Here is a 23,870-nt window from a genome sequence, read left to right on the forward strand (position 1 = left end):
AAGCCGACGTTTATGAAGACACACCCTAGTCCGAGTGCGGACAGTGCACCCGGAAAGCGGCCCTAAGTTCCGCCAACTGATCGTGTGCTGCACCCAGCTCTGCGTCGGCCCGATCCGTCAGCACGTCCATGTAGGCGATCGGCCGATCGAACTGGCTCGCCGTGAAGTCGTACCTCTCGCCTCCGATCCGATTGTAGAAATGGTCGCCGGCCGGCAGCGGCGTCTTCAGCAGCTTGCCGCCGAACAGTTCGTGAATCAGTAACGCGGTGACGTTGCATTGCCCTGCGGCTGGATTGTCTACCGTCCATTGGCTTGATGTCGACGACGACCAGGCCTTGCGCAGCGCGCTTTGAACCTCATCGGGATCGAAGCTCATCGTCAACCCAGGCCAGCCGCCGAGGCGCTCATTTCGGATTTTGCGATAATGCCTTTATGCCACTGTTTTGCCCGACGAGTCAAACGGTCTCGCTGAAGCACGCGCTTGGTGCGCCTCCCGCTTTCGCTCCCAAAATGCAAAGTTGCCATCGACCGCGCGATGCTCGGGCCTGCCTCCCAATTAGCTCCATCGCATCAAGCTGTTGGCTGCACTCGCAACGCCTTGTCCTCTCAACCCTCGTCTACTGTGCATGGGGTTGTTTTTCAGATTTTTTGTTGGAGGCGCCGCCCGTCCCCCGGCGACACCGCCGCTCGGCGGCATCGGCCTCGCCTATTCCGACCGCGTCGCCCCAAAGAAAAGCCCGGCCTCGCGAACGAGACCGGGCGTGTCGTCTTGCGACTTGTTCGAAGATCAGCCGCGGGTGCGCGAGCGGATCATGAAGCTGTCGTAGGTGTATTCGGCGACCTGCCACCACAGATATTCGTCGGAGCGGTAGGCCTGCATGGCGTCGATCGACTTCTTGAAGTCGGGATTCTTGGCCGAGATCTCGCCCCACAATTCGTTGGTGGCCTTGAGACAGGCTTCCAGAACTTCATTGGTGAACGGGCGAAGCTGCGTTCCGCCGGCGACCAGACGCTTCAGGGCGCCGGGGTTCACCATGTCGTAGCGCGCGGCCATCCAGGTGTTGGTGTTGACGGTCGCGTTGGTGAGGATCGCCTGGTAGTTCTTCGGCAGCTCGTTCCACTTGTCGATGTTGGCGAAGGCGTGAACGGTCGGACCACCTTCCCAGAAACCCGGGTAGTAGTAGTACTTGGCGACCTTGGCGAAGCCGAGCTTCTCGTCATCGTAGGGACCGACCCACTCGGCCGCGTCGATGGTGCCCTTCTCCAGCGACGGATAGATGTCGCCGCCGGCGAGCTGCTGCGGTACCACGCCGACTTTCTGGAGCACCTGGCCGGCAATGCCGCCGATGCGCATCTTGAGGCCCGAGAGGTCGGCAACGGTCTTGATTTCCTTGCGGAACCAGCCGCCCATCTGGGTGCCGGTGTTGCCGCAGGGGAAACCCATCACGTTCGACTTCTTGAAGAACTCGTTGGCGAGCTCGTTGCCGCCGCCCTGGTAGAGCCAGGAATTCTGCTGGCGTGCGTTCAGACCGAATGGCACCGACGCGAAGATCGCGAAGGTCGGGTCCTTGCCGACGTAGTAATACGACACCGTGTGGCACATCTCGACGGTGCCCTTCTGGGTCGCATCCAGCGCCTGCAGGCCCGGGACGATTTCACCCGCCTGGAAGACCTGGATCTGAAACTTGTTGTCAGTCATCTCGGCGACGTACTTCGCCATCTGCTCGGCACCGCCATAGATGGTGTCGAGCGACTTCGGGAAGCTCGATGTCAGGCGCCACTTGATCTCGGGCGAGGACTGCGCGATTGCCGGCGAGGCCACCGCGGCGGTCGCCGCCGCGCCGGCTGCCGACACTTTCAGAAAATCACGACGCTTCATCTTCAGTCTCTCCTTGTTGGGGCGTTTCCCCTAACTTCCTCTTTGCTGCCGCTCATTCCGGCGACGCGTTCTTGGGCCGCGTCGAACCGAAGGGGCTTGACTGCCGTGGGCCTTTAACACGGAAGCCCTGCTTTCGAAACGCGACATTGGCATGACAGGGCTCTACGAAAGTCGCATGTCCCCAGGGTATTGGTTTGAAGGGATTGACTGGGTCCGCTCAGGCGGCGGCGATGACGCCCTTGAGCTGGTCCCGAACCTGTCCCGCGATGGCGCGGTAGATCGCCGCATGAGGACCGTCCGGCTCGCTGTCGACCACGGGCGTGCCCGCATCCGAGGTGGCGCGAATCGCCATGTGCAGGGGGATCTCGCCCAGGAACGGTACCCCGAGCTTCTCGGCCTCGTGACGCGCGCCGCCATGGCCGAAAATGTCGGATTTGGTGCCGCATTGCGGGCACTGGAAATAGCTCATGTTCTCGACGATGCCGAGTACGGGCACGTTGACCTTCTTGAACATCGCAAGCCCCCGCCTTGCGTCGATCAGCGACAGGTCCTGCGGGGTCGAAACGATCACGGCGCCTTTCAAAGGGACGTTCTGCGCCAGCGTGAGCTGGGCATCGCCGGTCCCTGGCGGCATGTCGACGACGAGAACGTCGAGCTGGCCCCATGCGACGTCGCGCAACATCTGCGTCACCGCCGACATCACCATCGGCCCGCGCCAGATCATCGCCGTCTCTTCCTCCACCAGGAAGCCGATCGACATGATGGCCAGGCCAAAGCGCCTGAGCGGAATCATCTTGCGGTCGCCATCCAGCTCCGGCTTCTCATGCAGGCCCGTCAGCCGCGGCACCGAGGGGCCGTAGATGTCGGCATCGAGCAGCCCGACCTTGAGGCCCAGATCGCGCAGGCCCAGCGCAAGATTGAGAGCAGTGGTGGACTTGCCGACGCCGCCCTTGCCCGAGGCAACCGCGATCACGGCCGCGACGCCCGGAATCTCGGACTGCCGCGCCATCGGCGATTGGGCGCCGCCCTGCGGCGGCGGCTTGTGGGCATGGACCGGCTGCACGCCCGGCGCGCCGCGGCTGGGAGTTGGCGGCGGTGGTGGTGCCGCGCCGGCCTTGCGCTCGGCGGTCAACGCCACCATGACGGTGGTGACGCCGGGAATGGCGCGCACAGCGGCCTCGGCCTCGGCTCGGACGGATTCCCAGGCGCGCGCCTCGGCGGCATCGACATTGATCGAGAAGAACACCTTGCCGTCGGCCGCGCTGATCGCGCTCAGCACATTGGCATTGGTGAGCGCAACCCCGCGGGGCGACTTGATCCTGGCGAGGCTGTCGAGAACCTGTTGCTGCGTCACGCTCAAAGCGCATCTCCTAGAATTCAAGATGCCCCATTAGAGCGGAAACGCCCAAAAGGCTACTGCCTGCCGATATCGTCAGCCATCTCGGCGGGCGCGGCGCCCTGCTCCAGGGCCGCTTCGTAGTTCAGCTCGATCATGACCCCGTTCGGGTCATGGACGAAGATCTGCCAGAGTTCGCCGCCGGGCACCTGGCGGGAGTCGAACTTCATCCCCTTTGAGGCCAGCCGCTGTTTCATGCCGTCAAAGCCGCGGCTGGCGAAGGCGACGTGGTGGACAACGCCGGAATCCGGCTTTTGTGGCTCGGCAGTCGGAGAAATATCGACCAGGTGCACCACCGGTTTACCCTCGCTGTACATCCAGGCGCCGGGGAAGGCGAAATTCGGCCGGGGGCCTTTTTCCAGGCCCAGCACGTCCTCGTAGAAGCGGACGGTCTCGGCCAGATTCCGGGTCCGGATGTTGAAATGATCGAGCACGCCCACGCTTACGCCGCCCATGCCTTCGCTCCAATTTTTTGAAGTCCTTAAGTCCGCCATCCTAGCACAGGCAGGGGCCAAACGAAGCCGTTGCCCTCCGGCCTCAAGGGTTTATGGTGCGGCCGATCTGCCGCAATGGCGGAACCGGGCGCCCCTCGCCCGGCAAGAACCGTAAAACCCAAACTACGGACAAGGTACCACAGATGGCTAAAGTCGCTTTCCTCGGTCTCGGCGTGATGGGCTTCCCCATGGCCGGACACCTCGTGAAAAAAGGGGGCCATGAGGTCACCGTCTATAACCGCACCGCGGCCAAGGCGAAGGAGTGGGCGGACAAGATCGGCGGCAAGACCGCGGCGACCCCGAAGGCCGCGGCCGAGGGCCAGGATTTCGTGATGTGCTGCGTCGGCAACGACAACGATCTGCGCGCGGTCACGATCGGTGCCCACGGCGCGTTTGCCGGCATGAAGAAGGGTGCGACCTTCGTCGACCACACCACCGCTTCCGCCGAGGTCGCGCGTGAGCTTGATGCTGCCGCGACCAAGGCCGGCTTCAAGTTCATCGACGCACCCGTGTCCGGCGGCCAGGCCGGCGCCGAGAACGGCGTGCTGACGGTGATGTGCGGCGGCACGCAGGACGCCTATGCGGGTGCCGAGCCGATCATCACGGGCGCCTATGCGCGGATGTGCAAATTGCTGGGGCCCGCCGGCTCCGGCCAGCTGACCAAAATGGTCAACCAGATCTGCATCGCCGGCCTCGTCCAGGGCCTCTCCGAGGGTATTCACTTCGCCAAGAAGAGTGGCCTCGACGTCGCCGCCGTGATCGAAACCATCTCAAAGGGCGCCGCGCAGTCCTGGCAGATGGAGAACCGCTACAAGACCATGAACGAGGACAAGTACGATTTCGGCTTCGCGGTCGAATGGATGCGCAAGGATCTCTCGATCTCACTGGCTGAAGCCCGCCGCAACGGCGCCAACCTGCCCGTGACCGCGCTGGTCGACCAGTTCTACGCCGAGGTCGAGAAGATGGGCGGCAAGCGCTGGGATACGTCGAGCCTGCTCGCGCGCCTTAATCGCTGACACCTGACGAAGTGATCCTGCCTTGCTGATCGCACTCGCCGCAATCTTCGTCCTCGCCTATGCGGCGATCGCGCTTGAGCATCCGATCGGGGTGAACAAGAGCGCGTCTGCGCTACTCGGCGCGGGCGTGCTCTGGACAATCTACGCGCTCGCGACCGGCGACCACACGCTGGTCGGCCGTCAGCTTGACGAGTCCGTCGCCGCCACCGCGCAGATCGTGTTCTTCCTGGTTGGCGCGATGACCATCGTCGAGGTCATCGACGCCCATGACGGTTTCGAGGTCATCACCTCCCGCATCAGCACGACCAGTCAGGTCCGTCTGATATGGCTGATTGGCTTCGTGACCTTCTTCCTCAGCGCAATCCTCGACAATCTGACCACCACCATCGTCATGGTCTCGCTGATCCAGCGGTTGATCGCCAAGCGCGACGACCGCTTGCTGTTCGCCTCACTCATCGTCATCGCCGCAAATGCCGGTGGTGCATGGACCGTGATCGGCGACGTCACCACGACCATGCTGTGGATCGGCGGACAGATTTCGCCCCTAAAAATCATGGGCGGGGTGTTCCTGCCCTCGCTGCTGAACCTGCTGGTGCCGCTCGCATTCATCAGCTTTTCGCTCAAGGGCAAGACCATCGCACCGCCGCCGAAAGAGGACGGATTGCAGGGCGTCGATCCGTTCGAGCGGAACGTGATGTTCTATCTCGGACTCGGCGTGCTGATTGCGGTGCCCGCCTTCAAGACGGTCACGCACCTGCCGCCGTTCATGGGCGTCCTGCTCGGGCTTGGCATCGTGTGGTTGGTCGGCGAGATCGTTCATCGCAATAAGGATGAGCACGTCCGCGGTCCGCTCACGCTGGCGAATGCGCTGACGCGGATCGACATGGGCTCGATCGTGTTCTTCCTCGGCATCTTGCTCGCGGTCGCCTGCCTCGAACATGCCGGCCTGCTCTCCATGCTGGCCAAATGGCTGGACACCGCGATCGGCCGACAGGACATCATCGTGATCGTGCTCGGGCTGCTCAGCGCAGTCATCGACAACGTGCCGCTGGTCGCCGCGACGATGGGAATGTACGACCTGGCGCATTATCCACCCGACAGCTTCCTCTGGGAGTTCATCGCCTATTGCGCCGGCACCGGCGGTTCGATCCTGATCATCGGCTCGGCCGCGGGCGTCGCCGCCATGGGGCTCGAGCGCATCGAGTTCCTCTGGTACGCCCGTCGCATCGCCCTCCCGGCGCTCGCCGGCTATCTGGCGGGAGCAGTGGTGTACATCGCACAGCACGCCGCGCTGCATTGAGCGGCTGACGCCGGATCCAAAATTAACGCCGGGTTAACGTAATTCTTTAGCTCCTTAAGTCACCTCTTAAGGATTTCTTGCCAGAGATAGACAATGCAGAAGGCCCGTCCCGCGCGGGCAGGAATTGTTGTTGTGCGATGAGTAAACCCGCTGAAAAGCCCGAGGTTGTGCAGCTTCCGGCCGAGCCGGTGAGCGTGCCGTCGGCGAGCCATCGCCGGGCTGCGGCACAGCGGGTGCGCGAGGCGCGCGACAAGTTAACGTCGACCAGTGGAACCCGGCCGGCTTTCGACGCCGAGATGCTGCGCCATTACGCCCAGACCCGGCTGTCGGCCTCCTATGTCGTGATGCTGCTTGTGGTCGCGACGGGCGTGCTGTTTGGGCTGTGGATGCAGCCGATCCCGGCCGCGGCCTGGACCGCCGGCATGCTTTGCATCCATGCCGCGATGATCCGCAGCTGCCATCGCTTCCTGGCCGAGCCCGCCTCGCCCGCGGGAACGCGCGCATGGCAGACACGCTTCGTCGTCCTCGACCTGCTCTATGGCCTTTGCTGGATGGCGATCCTGATCCATCCCGTGCTCGACATGATCACGGAATCGCTGATGATGTTCCTGATGCTGCTGGTGATCGCAGTATCGAGCATGCTGGCCGCCAATCTGCCGATCGCCGCCCTCGCCGCCACCGCACCGGTCGCGGTCGCGATGGCGCTGAGCTTCGTGATGACCGGCTCGCTGGACAATTACATCTTGGCCGCGCTCGCCCTCGCCGCTGAAGGCTATTTCGTGCTGCTGGCCCACCGTCTGCACTCTTCGACCTTCGCCACGCTCGAGGCGCGCGCCGAGAAGGACGCGCTGATCGGCGAGCTCGAACAGGCCAAGGCGATCTCGGACGAGGCGCGCCACCGCGCCGAATCCGCCAATGTCGCCAAGTCGCGCTTTCTGGCGCAGATGAGCCACGAACTGCGGACGCCGCTCAATGCGATCCTCGGCTTCTCCGAGGTGATGAAGAGCGAGATTTTCGGCGCGCATGCCGTGCCGGTCTACAAGGAGTACTCGGCCGACATCCACAATTCCGGCGTCCACCTGCTCAACCTCATCAACGAGATCCTCGATCTGTCGCGGATCGAGGCTGGCCGCTACGAGCTCAACGAGGAAGCGGTCTCGCTGGTCGGCATCGTCGCCGACTGCCATCATTTGATGAAGCTGCGCGCCTCGAGCCGTGGCATCACCATCCACGAGGTGTTCGAGCAGGCAATGCCGCGGCTCTGGGCCGACGAGCGCGCGATCCGCCAGGTCGTGCTCAACCTGCTCTCCAACTCGATCAAATTCACTCCGCAAGGCGGCGAGATCTGGCTCAAAGCGGGCTGGACGGCCTCAGGCGGACAATATCTCTCGGTGAAGGATACCGGCTCCGGAATCCCCGAGGACGAGATCCCGGTCGTGCTGGCCTCGTTCGGCCAAGGCTCCAATTCGATCAAGTCGGCCGAACAGGGCGCCGGCCTCGGCCTGCCGATCGCCAAGAATCTGATCGACCTGCATGGCGGTACGTTCACGCTGAAGTCGAAGCTGCGCATCGGCACCGAAGTGATCGTCACCTTGCCGCCCGAGCGCGTGATGAGCGCGCTGGCACCGATGTCGGATGATTCTCCGCCGCTCCAGCCCGAGAGTTCTGCGGTAGCGGACGAGAAGCGCCGGCCCCGTCGCAAGCCGATCATGAGCGCAGGTACGGGCTCGTAACGAGATGCTTGCAGACATGCCCGACCATCCGCCACTATCTCCGAATGAGCAACGAAACGCCGTGCGTCGCCGTCTGCATGATCGATCCCAAGACCAGGCTGTGCTTCGGCTGCGGACGCACATTGCCGGAGATCGCGCGCTGGCACGCCATGGAGAGCGCGGAACGGCTCGCGCTCATGGCGCTGTTGCCGGCGCGCATGAATCAGGCTGGACTTGCGCCCATCGCGGGATCGCCGAAACGCAGCTGACCGGCCTGAGCGCATCGGGAGATGCGCAATGATCCGGTTCCTGCTCGTTCTCATCATGCTCGCCTGCACGGCCGGTGCCGTCGTCGCCTATGGCGATTCCGACCAAATCGCGCGCGCGAGCAGCAAGGTCTCGCATATCTTTCGCACGCAGACCGCAGCGCCCGCCCCCGCCGTGCAGATTCAGCGCGGCCAGGGCGGCGAATTCGCGCTGCGCGCCAAGATCAACGGCGTGGCCGCACCGATGGTCATCGACACCGGCGCGACCTCGGTGGTGCTGACCTGGGAAACCGCGAAAGCGATCGGGCTGCCGCTCGAGATGCTCGAATACGACGTCGATCTCGAAACCGCGGGCGGTCACACCAAGGCGGCCCGCCTCACGATCGACCGTCTCTCCGTCGGCCACCTCGTCGAGAAATCGGTGCCGGCCCTCGTCGTGCAGCGCGGACAGATGAAGACCAACCTGCTCGGCATGAGCTTCCTCGATCGCCTGGAGAGCTGGGGCGTGCGCGCCGACAAGCTGATGCTCACCGGTTATCCGGAGCTCCAGACCAGTCACCGCCGCTCGCGCCTGGCAGTCGACTAGACTTTTGCAATCCGGCTCGTCATGCGACTACGGCTAGGCCGCCGCCTCTGCCGGCGCGCGGGCACCGACACGTGCAATCGCATCGCGCAGCACCTCGAGGCCGGCGCCCGGCTTCACCCCCTGCTCGGCAAGATGGCGGCGGAAGGCGCGCGCGCCGGGCACGGCATGGAATGCGCCGACGAAATGCCTCGTCATGGAGTGCAGCCGCGTGCCGCGCGCGAGCTGTTGTTCGATGTAGGGCATCATCGCTTCGAGCGCATCCTGCATCGAGGCATGCGGCGCCTCCTCGCCGAAAATGTCGGTATCGACGGAGAGCAGCCGCCATGGCTCCTGATAGGCGGCCCGTCCGAGCATCGCGCCGTCAACGTGATCGAGATGTGCTTTGGCCTCGTCGACACCGGGGATGCCGCCGTTGATGATGACAGGCACATTGGGCATCGCGCGCTTGAGGCGATAGACGCGATCATAGTCGAGCGGCGGGATGTCGCGATTCTCCTTCGGTGACAAACCGTTGAGCCATGCTTTCCGGGCATGCACGATAAGCGCATCGCAGCCGGAGGCGACGACCGCGCGCGCAAGCTTGTCGAGTGCGACCTCCGGATCCTGGTCGTCGATACCGATGCGGCACTTCACGGTCACGGGCACGGCCACCGCACCCTTCATCGCCTCGACACACCTGGCCACGAGATCAGGCTCTGCCATGAGGCAAGCGCCGAAACGGCCGTCCTTTACGCGGTCGGAGGGGCAGCCGACGTTGAGGTTGATCTCGTCATAACCGAACTCCTCGCCGATCCGCGCCGCCAGCGCCAGCTTGCGCGGATCCGACCCGCCAAGCTGAAGCGCGACCGGGTGCTCGACCATGTCGAACCCAAGCAGCCGCTCCCGGTCACCATGAATGATGGCACCAGTGGTCAGCATCTCCGTATAGAGCAGCGCCCGCCGCGTCAGGTGACGGTGGAACACCCGGCAATGCCGGTCGGTCCAATCCATCATGGGCGCCACAGAAAAGCGATAGTGTTGCGATTTCAATGATTTACCTTGTGCTTTCAATAGGATGAAGCATGAACGTGTGCACTCCAAACTAGCCGAATTTGCACACGTTTGTACCTGTTTTGACCTCTCAGTGCACACGTAGCGCACACGAATTGGGGAGTGCACACGGCCGTCGCCAGCTTCACGCAATTGTCTTCCGGGAACTGGCGCGTCCAGGTCCGCCGCAAGAACCGCTACGTGTCAGAGACTTTCCGTCGGCGCAAGGACGGCGAGGACTGGGCGCTCGATATGGAGCGCAACATCGACCGCGGTGGATCACCAAAACCGAAGGCTGCTGTGCAGGCTCGAACGTTCGGCGACATCATCGACCTTCACGTCGAGGATACCCTTGCAGCCATCCGCGACCTGCTCACTTCAACACTTGATGCAGCAGGACCTGAAGACACGGTCATTCTGAGTTTCGCAGGCCATGGTACCCATGACCATCGCCTAGTCACTCATGACACGCAATTTTCTGACCTAGCCGCCACGACTCTCCCAATGGATGAGCTAGCCCGTCGATTCAAGGTCTCACGCGCAAAGGCCGTCATTTGTTTCCTCGATTGTTGCTTTAGTGGTGGCGCCCCGGCGCGCGTTCTCGAAGGTAGCCCAATTCCTCGCGACGCTGGGTCAGCCTTTGTGGAGATTACCGGTAATGGGCGCGTTCTATTCGCTGCGTGCGGTGTGACCGAAGAGGCGCTTGAGGATCCGATTTCTCAACATGGGCATTTTACCCAAGCAATCATCGCGCTCCTTCAGGAGGGCGATATCGCAAACAGTGTTGTAAAGCTGGTTCATGACACTACCGTACGAGTGCGCGCGGATGCTGCGCTATTTGGATACGTGCAAACCCCAGTTATGTTTGGTCACGTTGAAGGGGAAATAGCGGTTCCGGTATTGCGGCCTGGCACCGAATACAATGCATTATTCCCGGACGCTTCGTCTGTTCAGGTAGGGATACTGTTGAAGAAGTAGCCGTTGAGGAAGCTCACATGCCTCGCGCGAATGATGGCAGCACGGCTCACCTACAACCCAAAACTGCGACTAATCTGCCGCACAAGCCTGCGCGCAGCGTCAGTATTTCGACCATAGGAAGAGCGCCTGATCGAGCTGCGAAAGAATGGTCAGCCCAAATAGCGCGATAGCAAAACCTCTAAACATGGTGGTGGACTGGGTTGCCCCGGCTCCGAGGGATTGGGGGAGCTGGGGCACGACTGCATTGCCCACTTTGGGGCCGTGTGCCGGGAACATTCGGTAATCGGCGAAGCGTTCCAACGCGGCACCGTCGCTAGCGGCCTCTGCCAGAGCCTCGGACGAGGTCAAGGGGAGGCTAAAGTTCGCGTGCCACAACTTCAAAGAGATGAACGGACTGGGGAAACTGGAAAACGCGTATGCCGCGATGGCGCTCGCGAACGGGACGGAGCGGTTTCGACAGTGATCAGTACGCTCCGCTCCGCTTCGAGCACGCGGGCCCGAAGACACTCCAGTTCGGACAATTGAGACGTAAGCTGTTCTAGACGCTCATGCAGCCGCACAATGGCGTCAGCCGCTGGACCGGGATATTCACGCATGTCGTGTAACCCCCAACCAAGCCTTCTAACAAGCTTGGATCATGGCCCGCCGGTGGACCAATCGGGAAAATGATGCAACGGAGACTGAAATCCGCCGACGTTGTTCCAGCATCCACATATGTGAATCGTATGTTGCTGTTGGAAGTTAATTCGGCGGAGTGCATCAGGCGCCGCGCGAAGGCGCAGCCGAACCGTCCGGTGGTGAGCGCCATTCCGAGGCGATGCAGGGCTTTACGTGGTCGACCTGTCCCGGCTCAGCGACCCGGCTCTTCTCGCCAGTGGTCCGAACAAGAGACGCGGCGCTGGCTGGGATTTCGTCCATTCCCGCGTCGCCTTCTCCGCGCCCGGACGAACTCGAAGACGAAGAGCCGCTAGTGTATGAAGAGCTCCTAGGCGAAGTGCGTCTCGAGGAAGACCGTCCTGTGCGAGTTGATCCCGATAAACGACCGGCTTCTTCGCTGGTGGTGAAATCGCTCAGCTCGTAAAGGGGAACGATCTTGCCGCAGGATTCGCAATGTCCTGTGGCGTACTCGGCCTCGTCCGACTCTGCTTCATCGGCATCGCCTAGCTGTTCTTCCAAATCTTCGAATGTTTGAAAAGCTGGGTCTGGTTCGTACTCGATAAATCTCGCGCCGCCCCTCTTAGGCGTGTGGTAGCCGTATCCTCTGGCGCGAGGCACCTCTTCGAGCATGTCAGCGTAGGGTTTGTTCCACCAGAACATCATCGGCTCCTCCTTTGAGGAACGTCCGACTTTGAACACCGCAGCTTCGCTCAGGTAGACGCCCTTGTCTTGATTAGCTCCGCTAAGCTTTTCCGCCTCACGCATTGCTTCATCGAAATCATCGAAGGTGCCAGCGTCCGTGTATTCCGCGTCTCCCGATAAGGGTGCGAGCGTTAAAATGAAGTAGCCCCGATTGGATGACCCGGCAGACATCAGTTCCTCAATTTCATTTTCTTGAGCGAATTACGTCCTTATGCCAAGATTCTGAGGTGACTGCAAAGACTGCCCGCGCCGGTGGCGGAACGCTTCAAGGCGCTGTATCCAGAACCGGACAGATAAGAAAGACTTTCCGACAGTGGCACAGGAAAAAGTTGCGGAAGCGCTTAAATCAATCTTCCACGGCATTACATTACTGAAGCAGAATTTCTCAAACAGGCAATTTACGATAGATGGCCTAAACTATGCGCGCTTCCTCGAAATTGGCGTGGCGGGCCAACCCGACGACTACATTCTTTGGACAGGCGCGGACCTTCCCAACGCCTTTGCAGATCCCGCTTCGCAGCAGTTGGACGAACGCAACGACTTCCTCGTTGCCATCGACAGATCGTCCCACCACGGCCGATTGCACGACCTGATCGTGCGCATTCAGAACCGCCTCGACCTCGGCGGGGTAGACGTTGAACCCGGAGCGAATGATGAGTTCTTTGGTGCGGCCGGCGATGTAGAGATGGCCCTCACCGTTCACCCGGGCGAGATCCCCTGTGTTGAACCGGCCCTGGCTGTCGATCGCCGCCGCCGTCAGCTCCGGAGCACGATAGTAGCCCAGCATCACGTTGGGGCCGCGAACGTGCAGCTCGCCCACTTCGCCGATCGCAACCGTCCTGCCTTGCCCGTCCACGATCCGGTGCTCGATACCGGGAAGAAAGGGGCCAACCGACTCGTCTGGAACAGGTCTGAGCGGACACCGGAGAGACCCGGTGAACATTCGGTAATGCCATAATTGTTCAGGAGCGGAATACAAAACTCGTCCTCGATCTGGATGCCCTTGACCGCCTTGTATTCGAGCAAGCGCTGATACGTGGCCGGCACGCCGAACAGGCTGGTAATCCCTTCCTCGGCGATGGCATGAGCGAGCGCAGCCGGATCGGCCTTGGCGATGACGTGCAAGGTGCTGCCGTGCATCAGCGTCGAAATCAGCAGAATGGAACAGCCGACGATGTGAGACATCGGCAGCACGCCGTAGATGCGGTCGGATGGACGATTTTGGCGAAGCAGTCCGGAAACTCGCCCGGCCACCAGCAGGTTGCAAGTGACCCGATCGTATTCTTCGATTATCGGTACGCCTACCGGCGCCCGGCCTAGATGAATGCACCGCGCGGTCGGGACGTTTCGCCTGAACTTCGATGGTATCCGGTCGTGACCATGCTGCAGATCGCCGTTGACATGGCGGTCGCAACCGGCACGCCCTTCGGTTATGGCCATGTCTACGCGCCAGAACACTATCCCGATGCATGGGTTGCTGTGGCCAATCTCCGAAATTGGCCGGCCGAGGCACTTGGAAGACTTAAGAGTCATCTCGGAAGGGCTGCGAACGTCTCTGCCGGCGTCTGCGGCGACAATCCCTAATTCGACAGGGAAAGATAATGGCCGCTCGCGTTGCGCTCAATGCCTCGGCACTGAGAATTAATCACTCGGCCATCTGCACCGCTTTTCACTTCGACAAGATCAAGTTGACCTCAGCTTTGTCAACGATATCGGCGAGTGCGAGGAATTCTTCGCTGATCGTTCAAGCTGTGGTGCTGGCGGGTTGGGTTTGCTGCTCCATCACACCTTCGATCTGCATCGCCCGCCAGCCATTCTGCAGTGGCGCACACATCCGCTTCTCTTTCGCCTGCCTCCGCCGCCTTTAGAGAGATTTTGTTTGATGTCCCGGTGCACACGACGCCAACTAACAAATGCTCTGAATTCTGAATGATGGTGGACATTAACAACGGATTGCTACCATAGAGTGGGATGAAGGCGACCGGAATCAAAGGCGGTGCGCTTCCGCTTTATGAGCCAATCAGCTCGTGGGCCGCACCGCATAGCAATCCGGTGCCCAGACCACACCTGAGCCGCAGAAGCCGTTCGCATTCGAGCCGGTCCGGACGGCCAGCAGAAGTTGTGGCGACGCATCGGGCAGCATATTTCGAGTTCGATACGCAGCTGAATTCGCCCGCCGGCTCGCGCGCGAACACGGTTGGTGTCCGGCTAGCGGCGCTTCGGCTTTCTCGCCGTCATCTGCCTGGCGCCGCAGCTTACGCTGGGCAGAAGCCCGCTTTTATGGCAGTGTCGATGTAGCCACAGAGCGCAACACAGTACCTCCTCGCCCGATATTGGTCACGCGGAGGCTTCGGGGTTGAACCCAGCGTTTTGGGTTGATGCGCATGGATAGCCGGTTCCAAGTGCTATGGGAGGACGATGACCGCATCTTTTGCCGGCCATTGCGTCCGGCTTCCGATGGCGCCTGCAGAACTGTATTGGCCGTACTTCCCAAGGCGAAACACGCTTCGTCCGGCCTCCTCGATCGTCTTGATCACGAGTTTGCGCTGAAAGACCAATTAGATGAGACTTGGGCAATGCGGCCGCTCGGGCTGGAGTGCGATGGTGACCGTCCAGTGCTGGTGCTCGAGGATCCTGGTGGCCAGCCGCTCGAACAGTTGCTTGGTGCGCCCATGGCCATCGGACGCTTTCTGCAGCTCGCGATCGGCATCGCCGCAGCCCTGAACAAGGTGCACCAACGCGGCCTCGTCCACAAGGACGTGAAGCCGGCGCATATTATGGTGAACTGCGAGGACGGACGGGTCCGGTTCACCGGGTTCGGTATCGCCTCGCGCCTCGCCCGCGAGCGACGCGCCCCTGGGCCGCCGGAATTCATCGTGGGCACGCTGCCCTATATGGCTCCCGAACAGACCGGATGGATGAACCGGTCGATCGATTTCCGGAGTGACCTCTATTCACTTGGCGTTACGCTCTATCAGATGCTGACCGGCTCGTTGCCGTTCTCAGCGGCACATTCCATGGAGTGGGTGCATTGCCACATTGCGCGAAAGCCAGTGGCGCCCGGCGAGCGGGTAAGCACTGTACCGGCTGCAATCTCGACCATAGTCCTCAAGCTGCTCGCCAAATCCGCCGAGCAACGCTACCAGAGCGCTTCAGGCCTCGAACATGATCTACGCCGCTGCCTGATTGAATGGGAAACCGGAGGCCGCGTCGAAGAGTTCGCGCTCGCACAATACGACACGCCCGACCGACTGCGGATCCCTGAGAAGCTCTACGGACGAGACCGCGAGATTGAAGCCATGCTGGCCGCCTTTGACCGGATGATCAAGAGCGGCGCGCCGGAATTGATGCTGGTTACCGGCTATTCCGGCGTTGGTAAATCCTCGGTAGTCAATGAGCTCCATCGTCGCCTTGTTCCGTCCCACGGGCTGTTCGCATCAGGCAAGTTCGACCAGTACAAACGCGATATTCCCTATTCAACGGTAGTGGAGGCTTTTCAGAGTCTCGTGCGGTTCCTTCTGAGCAACAACGAAGCCGAGCTGACGCACTGGCGCCAAGCGCTTCGTGGTGCGCTGGGCGCCAATGGACGACTTGTTACCGATCTGATCCCTGAATTGCGGTTGATCATCGGAGAGCAGCCACCCCTCCCTGAGCTCCCTCCGCAGCAAGCACAGAACCGCTTCCGTCTCGTGCTCCGGCGCTTCATAGGGGTATTCGCACAGTCCGAGCATCCATTGGCGTTGTTCCTCGACGATCTCCAGTGGGTCGATGCCGCCACGCTCGATCTGATTGAGGACCTTTTAACCCGCTCCGAACTGCAATACCTGATGCTGATCGGCGCCTTTCGCGACAACGAGGTCACCGTCGCTCATCCATTGTGGTACAGGCTTGAGGCCATAAAGAGTGCTGGCGCTAACGTGCAGCAGATCATTCTAGCGCCGCTTGCCAGCTCACACATTTCGCGTTTGATTTCCGATGCTCTTCGCTGCGATTCGACGCGTGCCGCGCCACTCGCGAAGTTGATTCACGATAAGACGGCTGGCAACCCATTCTTTGTGATTCAATTCCTTCAGGCGCTTGCCGAAGAGGGATTGGTCCGCTTCGATCACGACGCACGGTGCTGGTGCTGGGATCTCGCTCGCATTCACGTCAAGGGCCACACCGACAATGTCGTGGATCTGATGATCGCAAAGCTGACCCGCCTGCCTGCCGAGACGCAGATCACGCTGCAGCGGCTGGCCTGTCTCGGCAACATCGCCGACACGAGGACAATTTCGATCGTCCTCGGTCGCTCCGAGCAGCGGGTACACGCGGATCTGTGGGAGGCCATTCGCCAGGAATTGGTCGAGCACCAGCCAGGAGTGTATCGGTTTGTCCACGATCGAGTGCACGAAGCCGCCTACTCGCTGATTGCGGATGATCAACGCGCGGCGCTGCATTTGCGAATCGGTCGGGAGCTGCTGGCGCAGACCCCCCGGGAGAAGTGGGAGAGGGCTATTTTCGAGATCGTCAACCAGCTCAACCGTGGCGAGCCCTTGATCACCTCGCGAGACGAACGCGAGCAACTCGCAGAGCTTAATCTGACAGCCAGCCTGCGCGCGTGGGGGGCGGCGGCCTACGCGGCATCGCTCAACTATGCCGCTGCCGGTGCCGCGTTGTTACCAGACGACTGCTGGGAGCAACGCCAGCAGCTTGCCTTTGCGTTCGAGTTGCATCGCGCCGAATGCGAGTTCGTGACTGGCTCGGTCCTGGAGGCAGAACAGCGCTTGCAGGAGCTGACGACGCGAACCGCGACCGCCGCCGACCTTGCTGTCGTCGCGCGCCGCCGGGTGGATCTGTACACGGCGCTCAGTGAGCCGGACCGCGCGGTTAGCGCCGGTCTCAGCTATCTGGAACAACTCGGGATTCGATGGGTAGTCCACCCAAGCGATGATGACGTCCGACGCGAATACGAGCACGTCCGATCTCGGCTCGGGAATCGGTCGGTCGAGGAGCTATTGGATCTGCCGTTGATGAGTGATGCACTCGCACTAGCGACCATAGATCTTTTGACGGCGCTCATGCCGCCGGCGTTTTTCACTGATGCGAACCTTCGCTCGCTGGTGGCCCTAAAAGCGGTGGAGATCAGCCTCGAGTGGGGGAACAACGATGCTTCATGCGTTCCTTACGTCATGTTCGGCGCCATTGCCGGCGCGCGCTTCGGCGACTATCAGGCGGGCCTTCGATTCAGCCGTATCGGCACTGAGCTGGTCGAGCGGCGCGGATTTTCGCGCGTGCACGCCAGGACCTACCTGAACTATGGCAACCTTGTCCTTTCATGGACCAAGCACCTCCAGCATGCCCGAGACGCCTTTCAGCGCGCATTTGAGGCCGCGAGCAGCAGTGGCGACGTCACGTTCGCGGCCTTCAGTTGCGCCAGCTTGAATACGAATTTCCTTGCGGCGGGCGATGCGCTTGCAGAAGCGCAGCGCGAAGCCGAGCACGGGTTGCAGTTGAGCAAGAAGGCGAAGTTTGCGTTGGTGGCCGACATCATAATGCCGCAGCTTGGGCTAATCCGTATGCTGCGCGGCCTGACGCGGCGTTTCGGCGCTCTGCACGACGACCCGTCCGACGAGCTTCGGTTCGAACGGAGTTTGGCCGCCGATCCGGCATTCGCGCTGCCCGAGAGCTGGTATTGGATCCGCAAGCTGCAAGCGTGCTTCTTTGCCGGCGACTATTCGCCGGCCGTCGACGCCGCATCGAAGGCGCGGAGACTGCCGTGGTCACCACCGCAGCTACTCGAGACGGTGGAATACGAGTTCTATGCAGCGCTATCGCACGCTGCATGCTGGAATTCGGCACACCCCGAACAACGTCAAGGGCACCTTGAGGCCTTGACTGGGCACCACACGCAGCTCGATTTGTGGGCACAGAATTGCCCGGAGAATTTCGCGGACCGCGCTATTCTAACGGGCGCCGAGATCGCCCGTCTCCAAGGCAGAGAACTGGACGCGGAGCGTCTCTATGAACAAGCCATCCGCTCCGCTCGCGACAACGGCTTCGTCCACCACGAGGCGATCGCTTATGAATTGGCCGCGCGGTTTTACGGCGCGCGTGGTTTCGAAGAATTTGCTGGCATCTATTTGCGGAGAGCGCGCGACTGCTATGTTCGTTGGGGGGCAGACGGCAAAGTGCGGCAACTTGAGGATATGCACCCGCACCTCAGGGAGGCGAGATCAGAGCCAGGCCCGATGAGCACGATTGGAGCGCCGATCGAGCATCTCGACCTCGCCACTGTCATCAAGGTGTCGGAAGCGGTGTCAGGTGAGATGGTGCTGGAGACGCTTATCGAGACGCTCATGCGCACTGCCATCGAACAAGCAGGGGCTGAACGCGGTCTGCTGATCCTGTCGCACGACACCGAGCCGCGCATTGAAGCGGAAGCCACGACAACCGGCGATAAAGTTACTGTTGAACTGCGCAATACAGCGGTGGCCGCGGATCTCCTTCCCGAATCCGTTCTCCATTACGTACTGCGAACTAGAGAGTGCGCGGTTCTCGGGGATGCCACGGTCCAGCCTCCCTTTGCCACGGACCCCTACGTTAATCAGCGCAACGCTCGTTCCATTCTCTGCATGCCCCTGATCAACCGTGCGAAAGTTATCGGCGTGCTTTACCTCGAGAATACACTGACGCCCTACGTTGTTGCACCGGCGCGAATTGCGGTGCTGAAGCTGCTCGCCTCACAGGCAGCAATCGCGCTGGAAAATGCGGCTTTGTACCGCGATCTCGGAGAACGGGAAGCGAAAATCCGACGCCTTGTCGATGCCAACATCATCGGAATCATCATCTGGGAGCTTGAAGGTTCGATTCTGGAGGCCAACGATGCGTTTCTCAGCATCGTGGGATACGACCGTGAGGATCTCGTCTCGGGCCGCCTGCGCTGGACTGACCTGACGCCGCCTGAATGGCTCGACCGCCACGAGCGATGGTGGATCCCGGAACTAAAAAAGATGGGTAGCGTGCAGCCGTTCGAGAAAGAGTATTTCCGCAAGGACGGAAGCCGCGTGTCGGTGTTGATCGGCATGGCTGCGTTCGACGAACAACGAGACCAGGGCGTCTCCTTTGTCGTTGACCTGACGGAGCGCAAACGATCGGAAGTGGCTCTGCAGGAGAGCGAGGAGCGTTTCCGGACTCTCGTACAGTTCTCTTTCGACGTGTACTGGGAATCCGATGCGCGGCATCGTTTCATTCGCCAGGAATTCGCCGAAGGCATGGTCGACGCACCCGCGTCGGGCTCTGAACTTGGTAAGACGCGCTGGGAAGTGCCCTACTTGGAGCCCGACGAGGAGGCTTGGCGCAAGCATCGGGAGACGCTCGATGCCCACCTTCCGTTCCGCGATTTCGAGCTCGCGCGCCCTACGCCCGATGGCGGCAAGCGCTACGTGTCCGTCTCCGGGCTGCCGGTGCTCGACAAGTCCGGGCACTTCATCGGTTATCGCGGCGTTGGACGGCACATCACCGAACAGAAGCGGGCCGCAGAGGCGCTGCGCGAGATACAGAAGGAGCTTGCGCACGCTAACCGCCTCGCCACCATGGGCGAACTCACGGCCTCGATCGCGCATGAAGTGAGCCAGCCGATTGCCGCGGCATCCATGAATGCTGGTGCGGCCGCGCGATTCCTGGAGAGAAATCCGCCGGATCTTGAGAGGGTCAGGGAATCACTGGACTGGCTTATGAACGATACCGCTCGGGCCAGCGACATCATCCAACGAATTCGCGATCTCGTCAAAAAAGCACCGCCCCGGAAGGATCGCTTGGACATCAATGAGGCGATCAGGGACGTTATTGAGCTTACCCGCGGCGAAGCGATGAAGAACGGCATCTCGGTGCAGACGGAATTTGCAGACAGCTTGCCGCTTGTCGAGGGCGACCGCGTCCAATTGCAACAAGTGGTTCTCAACCTGATTGTCAACGCTGTCCAGGCAATCGGCACGGTCGCGAATGGAGCCAACAAAGTGCTGATCACCACCGCGCAGGCTGCACCGAACGGTGTTCTCGTCGAGGTAAAGGACTCGGGACCGGGGATGAGCTCTGAAACCTTCGAGCACGCCTTCGCGCCCTTCTACACGACGAAGCCCAGCGGTTTGGGGGTGGGACTGTCGATCTGTCGTTCGATTATCGAAGCGCATGCCGGACGCTTGTGGGTGACGCGCAACCAGCCCCACGGCGCAATTTTTCACTTCACCGTACCGGCCCACCCTGCCGACGCTTCTTGATTGTGGCCGGATTGCCGGTTCCAACTTCGAGCACGCACCTCGCGCTTTGCGGTCGAGAAGATCAAGTCGATCACAGCCCTGCCGATCCCGGCTGCCGCGGCGGGGATTAAATCACCAAGCTGTCGCAGAACGGTCGAGGGATCACGAGGCGACTGGGCAAAACAGGTTGTCCGTTTTGCCCGCCCTAGTATCCTATTCTACGACGAGCGCGTAGTCGGCCTGTACCGTTGAATCTGCACACCGTATCGCATTGCGCGAAGATGCAGAAATAAAGAAAAAGCATAAGTCGCACTGCTATCCGGGGCACGATCGCAAAAAACGTCGCACGAGATCCGCCTTTTTCTCGTCGACCCCATCCGTCTTGGCGCACCAGGGCTCGAACCTGGGACCCGCCGATTAAGAGGCGTATGATTTGCTTGGAAGATCAATGCCCATTCCGACAACTTCACCGCCAGACCTACATTGGACCTACCGTGGGTTTTCTCTTCGTCGGAATGACGGGTCTCAGTTTAACCAGAGCGCGGCGGAACACGGATCTTGACTCGTCGGGGGCTCAAGTCGGGAAACCGCTATCGCTTTTCCCCAACATGACTCAAATCTGCGATATTTCCTGCGATCGTCCGCCCAAACTCAGAAGCATGTCGAACGGTAAGTTCAATGGTGCAAGCGCAACCGGAGACCGACTATTGCTGATGATGGCCATTTGAACCGCGATTGGCGCGCACGGGGCCTGAGAGGCTAGCTCTCCAAAATTGCGACCGCTCGCGTCCATCCTGCAGAGGCTCGCTCAATTTTGACGGGGAAGCATGACACCTTGAAGCCGGTCGACGGCAGCAATTCGAGATTGTGCAGCTTCTCGAGATGGCAATAGCCGATATGGCGGCCGGCCTTGTGACCTTCCCAGATCAGCCTGGCGTCCCTGGTTTCGGCGTATTTCTTCGCGGTATGAACGAACGGCGCGTCCCAGCTCCAGCCGTCGATACCGGTCAGGCGCACACCGCGCTCGAGCAGGTACATGGTTGCTTCATAGCCCATCCCGCAGCCCGACGTGACGTAGTCCTGCCGGCCATATTTGGCACCGGCGCTGGTGTTGACCACGACGATCTCCAATGGCTTCAGCTCATGGCCGATGCGCTTGAGCTCGGCCTCGACGTCTTTGGCCGTTGCGACATAGCCGTCGGGCAGGTGCCGGAAGTCGAGCTTCACGCCGGGCTGGAAGCACCATTCCAGCGGCACTTCGTCGATGGTCCAGGAACGCTCGCCGCGATTCATGGTCGGGTGAAAATGCCAGGGTGCGTCGAGATGCGTGCCGTTGTGGGTCGAGAGACTGACCTGTTCCACCGCCCAACCCTGCCCGTCGGGCAGATCCTCGGCCTTCAACCCGTCGAAGAACTGCAGCATGCGCGGCAGACCCTGCTGGTGGTCGATATACTGGATCGTCGGATGATTGCCGGGCGGGTCCGCCGGCACGTCGTTCTGGAGGGGGACGGAAATGTCGATCAGCTTGCTCGTCATGGCGCTTCCTCGTTGATTGTTCTCGTTGGGACCGTCAGGCGTCCCTTCAGACTTCTTGCCGCTCGACGCGGTTCTTCAAAATACCGATCTTCTCGACCTCGAGCTCGATCGTATCGCCATGCTCGAGAAACCAGCCGAGCTCGAGGCCGCAGCCATTGCCGACCGTGCCGGAGCCGATGAATTCGCCGGGCATCAGCGTCTCGTCCTGCGTGACATGGGCGATGATCTCCTCGAAGGAAAACAGCATGCCCTCGCTCACGCCTTTCGAGCGGGTCTCGCCATTGACGCGCGCTTCCATCTTCAAATGATAGGGATCACCGATCTCGACCGGTGTCACGATCCAGGGACCCATCACGTTGCCGCCGTCGAAGCTCTTGCCCTTGGCCGGGCCGAGCCGTCCCTCCATCTCGATGCGCTGTGCGTCACGCGCTGAGAAATCGTTGAAGATGGTGTAGCCGAAGATGTGATCCTTCGCCTTCGCGGCGGAGATATTCGCGCCCTTGTTCTTGGTGATGATCCCGAATTCGAGCTCGTAGTCCATGACCTTGCTGTAGCGCGGCCATTTCACCGTGGTGTTGGTGCCGCGGACGCTGAAGCGGTTGGTGATGTAGAAGATCGGCTGCTTGCGATAGACCTCGGGCAGCTCGCCGAGCGGCTCGGCGTCGATGCGGGCCAGTTCGGCCATGTCGCCCCTGGCGCGGGCGGCGAGCTTCCGCTGCCCGCGTGGCGCTTGCAGGATGTGCAGGGGAAACGACATGCCGTCGCGCATCTGCCGCGGCTCCGGCACCGGCGCGAGGATGTCGACGGCACTGACTGCCGCCGACAGCGTCGCGTCCGGGCCGTGCTTGTCGAGCAGGGCCCTGGCCCGATCGAGCGCGCGGGGCCCGGCGTCGATCAGCGCCAGCATCGAGCCGAAGGCCGGATCGGCCTGGCCGCCCCGCGCGGCGGCGGCGGCGAAGTCGAACAGCTGGCTGTCATTGTCGTGGACGGCTCCGATCTTCTCCTGACCGGCAGATCTGAATGTTGCGAGCTTCATCTTGGGTACCCCTTGCTATCGTTTGAAATATATGATCAGATAAAATATCGATAAACAAGCCTGAAAAATACAAATTGGGGAGAGCGCGGTGAGGCGAACGCAGATCAAGGCGATGTTGGGTCTCGCGCTTGGAGTTGCAGGGTCCGTTGCCTGGACGGCACCCGCGCTGGCGCAGGCCAAGATCCAGATCGGCTGCACTGCGACCTCCGACTGCGCCTCGGCCATGGTGGCTGTCGACGAAGGCATTTTCAAAAAGCACGGGCTGGATGTCGAGATGACGCCGATTGCGATCAACTCCAACATCCCGGCGGCAATCCTGTCGAACTCGATTCAGGTCGGCGGCCCCACCTCCACCGTCTTCCTCCAGGCCGTCGACGGCGGCCTCGACCTTGTCGCGATCGCCGGCGCCTCGGTCATGAACCCGACCTCGAACACCGCGATCGCCGCCTTCGTCCGCAACGGCATCACCATCAAGGAGCCGAAGGATTTCATCGGCAAGAAGGTCGGCGCGCCCGGCCTCAACGCCTTTCTCCACGTGCTGTTCGTGAAATGGCTCGTGGAGAAAGGCGTCCCGCCCAGAAGCGTCAATTTCGTCGAAGTCACCTTCCCGACCATGGCTGACATCATCAAGTCAGGCGGCGTCGATGCGGTGCTCACTGCCGAGCCGTTCGTCACGCGCATGACCAATGCGGGGATCGGTTCGGTCGGCGCGCGGTACGGCGCCGAGCTCGGCCGCACCGACCCGATCATTTTCTATGCCGCGGGGCGCGACTGGGCCGAGAAGAATGTGGCGACGGTGAAGAAGTTCCGCGAAGCCATCGCGGAGGCCGCCGCAATCGTCAATAGCGATCGCGAGAAGGCCTCCGCCTCGATCGCCAAGTTCACCAAGCAGCCACTCGAGCTCGTCAAGGCGACACCGCCGAACCAGTCCGAGCCGAATCTCAAGCCGGAAAACCTCGCCTGGTGGATCGATGTGATGTCGTCGCAGAAGATGCTGCAGTCGAAACCCGACACCTCCAAACTGGTGCTGAACTGAGGACATTGGC

General features: G+C 61.3%; 19 protein-coding genes and 1 pseudogene. 10 read left to right on the forward strand and 10 right to left on the reverse strand.

Translation table 11 applies throughout. The features are described from left to right. Positions 1–25 precede the first annotated feature (25 nt). From ABIB90_RS17635 to ABIB90_RS17650, 4 genes are all read right to left on the reverse strand, one after another. Complete coding sequence (locus ABIB90_RS17635) at positions 26–376, reverse strand: YunG family protein (protein ID WP_354161090.1); 351 nt, start codon at positions 374–376, stop codon at positions 26–28. Positions 377–787: 411 nt separating this feature from the next. Beyond that, on the reverse strand, positions 788–1,879 hold the full coding sequence (locus tag ABIB90_RS17640) for a TRAP transporter substrate-binding protein (protein ID WP_007592593.1): 1,092 nt from the start codon (positions 1,877–1,879) through the stop codon (positions 788–790). 217 nt (positions 1,880–2,096) lie between these two features. After that, on the reverse strand, positions 2,097–3,239 hold the full coding sequence (locus tag ABIB90_RS17645; RefSeq protein ID WP_354161086.1) for an Mrp/NBP35 family ATP-binding protein: 1,143 nt from the start codon (positions 3,237–3,239) through the stop codon (positions 2,097–2,099). Between the two features lie 53 nt (positions 3,240–3,292). Continuing rightward, positions 3,293–3,730 carry a VOC family protein gene (locus ABIB90_RS17650; RefSeq protein ID WP_354161083.1) on the reverse strand — a complete coding sequence of 146 codons (438 nt, stop codon included), beginning with the start codon at positions 3,728–3,730 and terminating at the stop codon, positions 3,293–3,295. Between the two features lie 182 nt (positions 3,731–3,912). Between ABIB90_RS17650 and ABIB90_RS17655 the strand changes: the two genes are divergently transcribed. The 5 genes from ABIB90_RS17655 (at position 3,913) to ABIB90_RS17675 (ending at position 8,649) form a co-directional block, all read left to right on the forward strand. Continuing rightward, positions 3,913–4,785: an NAD(P)-dependent oxidoreductase gene (locus ABIB90_RS17655; protein ID WP_354161080.1), complete on the forward strand. Its 873-nt coding sequence runs from the start codon at positions 3,913–3,915 to the stop codon at positions 4,783–4,785. Between the two features lie 22 nt (positions 4,786–4,807). Beyond that, positions 4,808–6,085 carry a sodium:proton antiporter NhaD gene (gene nhaD / locus ABIB90_RS17660; protein ID WP_354161077.1) on the forward strand — a complete coding sequence of 426 codons (1,278 nt, stop codon included), beginning with the start codon at positions 4,808–4,810 and terminating at the stop codon, positions 6,083–6,085. A gap of 137 nt (positions 6,086–6,222) precedes the next feature. Beyond that, the gene (locus ABIB90_RS17665; protein WP_354161074.1) at positions 6,223–7,818 is read left to right on the forward strand and encodes a sensor histidine kinase; all 1,596 of its coding nucleotides are present in this window, start codon (positions 6,223–6,225) and stop codon (positions 7,816–7,818) included. Positions 7,819–7,862: 44 nt separating this feature from the next. Continuing rightward, positions 7,863–8,066 carry a DUF1289 domain-containing protein gene (locus tag ABIB90_RS17670; RefSeq protein ID WP_354161533.1) on the forward strand — a complete coding sequence of 68 codons (204 nt, stop codon included), beginning with the start codon at positions 7,863–7,865 and terminating at the stop codon, positions 8,064–8,066. A gap of 28 nt (positions 8,067–8,094) precedes the next feature. After that, a complete protein-coding gene (locus ABIB90_RS17675) occupies positions 8,095–8,649 on the forward strand; it encodes a TIGR02281 family clan AA aspartic protease (RefSeq protein ID WP_007592605.1) in 555 nt (184 codons plus the stop codon). Positions 8,650–8,682: 33 nt separating this feature from the next. Here the strand turns inward: ABIB90_RS17675 and dusA are convergent, their stop codons facing one another. Next, positions 8,683–9,678, reverse strand: a complete 996-nt coding sequence (dusA, locus tag ABIB90_RS17680) for a tRNA dihydrouridine(20/20a) synthase DusA (RefSeq protein WP_083869798.1) — start codon at positions 9,676–9,678, stop codon at positions 8,683–8,685. A gap of 123 nt (positions 9,679–9,801) precedes the next feature. Between dusA and ABIB90_RS17685 the strand changes: the two genes are divergently transcribed. Next, positions 9,802–10,656, forward strand: coding sequence for a caspase family protein (locus tag ABIB90_RS17685; protein ID WP_354161069.1), 855 nt, complete (start codon positions 9,802–9,804; stop codon positions 10,654–10,656). 759 nt (positions 10,657–11,415) lie between these two features. On the opposite strand, the gene ABIB90_RS17690 is transcribed toward ABIB90_RS17685, so the two are convergent. From ABIB90_RS17690 to ABIB90_RS41630, 3 genes are all read right to left on the reverse strand, one after another. Continuing rightward, entirely contained in the window at positions 11,416–12,186 is a 771-nt protein-coding gene (locus tag ABIB90_RS17690; RefSeq protein WP_354161066.1) for a hypothetical protein, read from the reverse strand. A 241-nt stretch (positions 12,187–12,427) separates the two neighbouring features. Beyond that, positions 12,428–12,871, reverse strand: coding sequence for an AMP-binding enzyme (locus ABIB90_RS17695; protein ID WP_245285867.1), 444 nt, complete (start codon positions 12,869–12,871; stop codon positions 12,428–12,430). Then, a complete protein-coding gene (locus ABIB90_RS41630) occupies positions 12,802–13,200 on the reverse strand; it encodes an AMP-binding protein (RefSeq protein WP_502917981.1) in 399 nt (132 codons plus the stop codon). The genes ABIB90_RS17695 and ABIB90_RS41630 overlap by 70 nt, the downstream gene beginning before the upstream one ends. A 72-nt stretch (positions 13,201–13,272) precedes the next feature. Between ABIB90_RS41630 and ABIB90_RS17710 the strand changes: the two are divergent. From ABIB90_RS17710 to ABIB90_RS17720, 3 genes and pseudogenes are all read left to right on the forward strand, one after another. Then, positions 13,273–13,599, forward strand: a pseudogene (locus tag ABIB90_RS17710) (alpha/beta-hydrolase family protein); the annotation flags it as partial. 17 nt (positions 13,600–13,616) lie between these two features. Then, positions 13,617–13,883 (forward strand): hypothetical protein, encoded by a 267-nt coding sequence (locus ABIB90_RS17715; protein ID WP_354161063.1) that lies wholly within the window; start codon positions 13,617–13,619, stop codon positions 13,881–13,883. Between the two features lie 510 nt (positions 13,884–14,393). Next, positions 14,394–20,273 (forward strand): AAA family ATPase, encoded by a 5,880-nt coding sequence (locus ABIB90_RS17720; protein WP_354161060.1) that lies wholly within the window; start codon positions 14,394–14,396, stop codon positions 20,271–20,273. A 738-nt stretch (positions 20,274–21,011) separates the two neighbouring features. Here ABIB90_RS17720 and ABIB90_RS17725 read toward each other — a convergent pair. After that, on the reverse strand, positions 21,012–21,788 hold the full coding sequence (locus ABIB90_RS17725; RefSeq protein ID WP_354161057.1) for a cyclase family protein: 777 nt from the start codon (positions 21,786–21,788) through the stop codon (positions 21,012–21,014). A 46-nt stretch (positions 21,789–21,834) separates the two neighbouring features. After that, the gene (locus ABIB90_RS17730) at positions 21,835–22,824 is read right to left on the reverse strand and encodes a fumarylacetoacetate hydrolase family protein (protein WP_354201170.1); all 990 of its coding nucleotides are present in this window, start codon (positions 22,822–22,824) and stop codon (positions 21,835–21,837) included. A gap of 88 nt (positions 22,825–22,912) precedes the next feature. Between ABIB90_RS17730 and ABIB90_RS17735 the strand changes: the two genes are divergently transcribed. After that, positions 22,913–23,860 carry an ABC transporter substrate-binding protein gene (locus ABIB90_RS17735; protein WP_502916970.1) on the forward strand — a complete coding sequence of 316 codons (948 nt, stop codon included), beginning with the start codon at positions 22,913–22,915 and terminating at the stop codon, positions 23,858–23,860. Positions 23,861–23,870: the final 10 nt, after the last annotated feature.

The sequence above is a fragment of the Bradyrhizobium sp. JR4.1 genome (assembly GCF_040548605.1).
GTDB classification, from domain to species: Bacteria; Pseudomonadota; Alphaproteobacteria; order Rhizobiales; family Xanthobacteraceae; genus Bradyrhizobium; species Bradyrhizobium canariense.